1 protein-coding gene and 1 tRNA gene are annotated in these 1,899 nt (G+C 51.3%); both read right to left on the bottom strand.

Going from position 1 to position 1,899, the window contains the following annotated elements:
• Nucleotides 1-906 (bottom strand): hypothetical protein (locus tag Q8M73_06455; GenBank protein MDP2288192.1); only part of this gene is annotated, 906 nt, incomplete at its 3' end.
• A gap of 885 nt (nt 907-1,791) precedes the next feature.
• Nucleotides 1,792-1,866, bottom strand: a tRNA-Val gene (locus Q8M73_06460).
• Nucleotides 1,867-1,899 lie beyond the last annotated feature (33 nt).

Raw genomic sequence — 1,899 nt, forward strand, 5'->3', positions numbered from 1 at the left:
GTGGCGAATATTTTCAGACAAAACCTTGTCCAAATTCGACACGAATTCGTCCCATTCGCGCTGTGAAGGTCGGAGAATCCACCCAAGGTCTTCAGGGCGGTCAGCGTGGGCAAACAGAGGCTCATTCCAGATTCTGGTGGAAAGTTCGTTGGTCTTCCTGAGTTCAGCGAAGAGACTTTCGAACGGTCCGCTTCCATCCGGCCAATGACCCATTTGCGATCCCCACCAAACAGGATGTGGCTCAAGATTGTCGTCGGCAACCTGATACGACTTCCATCTCTGTTGGTGTTCTGGAGTCAGTTTGGCGAGGTCGCCATAGAACGCCGCCACTCTTCGCACGATGATTGAATCTAGGTCATTGATGTCGTACTCACTCAAGTCGTATGCAAAGCCAACGTGGGCAAGACTTATGTGATCCTTGTTTGATTCATCGTCGTCCATGTAGGCCTCGTCGCTGATCCCAATATCGACGCCGAAATCCCAGTATGTGAAGTTGTATCTAGCATCGTTTCTGTACTGCTCAAGTACATCGAATTCGAAGTAGGCAAGTTCGAGAGTGCCTCGCCCCTTTGCCATATCGGCTCCGAACGGGTGCTTTGAAAGGCGTCTAGGGACTCTCACCCCGCGAAGAGCAAGAGGGGTTGGGTACAGGCACACACCGACTGACCTGCTATTCATATCGCGGATCGATTGGGCTTGCTCCTCCTTGGTCCTTCTAGAAGCCCAAGGGCGAATGTGTGTGTTGAGATGGTCCTGTGTTGCCACGACTTGTACCAGCCCATCCATGACCAATGCTTCAGCGTCTTGCAGGACTAAGGGCTCAGACGAGCCATTTATGTAGAAGCCATTGAAATCCCCGGAACTGAGATAGAACTTAACGACTTGCTTCAGCAACTCCACTTTCATGTGGAGCAGTCTGGCTGCACTTCTTGGCGAAATGGCTCATTGGCTGCTGCTCAATGTGGGCATTTGTCTGTGAGTCACTGCATTCTCACTATGCAGTCTGCCACTTCAGCAAATGGATCTGATAGCCCTTGGATCGCCATCAATTCGTCAGCGGACTCAATCTCCAAATAGACACTAAGTGTCGTGGCGATATTCCTATGCCTCAGTTGCCTTCTGGTCATTTCCATGTTCTTTACGTTGCGAACTAGGTAGGTCGCATAGAAGTGCCTAAGGCCATGCGGCTGCAATCCCCTGCGCCTCATCCATTTATAGAGGCTGTTGGGAAGGATCTCAGGGAAGTCGTAGTCAATGAGGACTAGATAAAGCCATTCGGGGATGACAACCCTCCCCTGACCACTCTTTGGATCCTTGTACCTGCCTGAGTTCTGCCTAGAAAGAGTTACCTCGATCCAGCAGATCTGAGCATTCCTACGAATGGCGGCGGGGTTCAAGGCAACTGCTTCGCCTATGCGTAGCCCTGCAAAGGCCATGGAGAGGATGTATGGCTCATATGGTCCTACTGCCCTCGTTCTGACTTCTATTGCCTCTGGCAGTTCATAGACCCTTCTGAGGGCATTGGGGATGCTAGGAGCACCCTCTCTACCGATCATTGACCTAAGCGCGATGATGTCGCTACGTCTGGTGTTCTGATTTCTCGTAGATTCAACATTCCTACGAATGTCAGCCCAGATGGTCTGGTCAGTGACGCCATATTTCTTGCATATGGATTCATATTTGCGCTGTGTTGCAGGGTCCAGATGTTCTGGAACTAGTGACACGTTGTCTCCCATTTTCAGGAAAACACGGCTACTCCTACGCCACAACGCCATACCAAAGCGTTCCGGTTGGTGGGCGATACTGGGTTCGAACCAGTGACCCCTCGCGTGTGAAGCGAGTGCTCTACCACTGAGCCAATCGCCCGGAATGCGCAGAACTGTATCAAGGATCGACTTT

The organism is Actinomycetota bacterium (genome assembly GCA_030684515.1).
In the GTDB taxonomy this organism is placed as follows: Bacteria; Actinomycetota; Actinomycetes; order S36-B12; family S36-B12; genus UBA11398.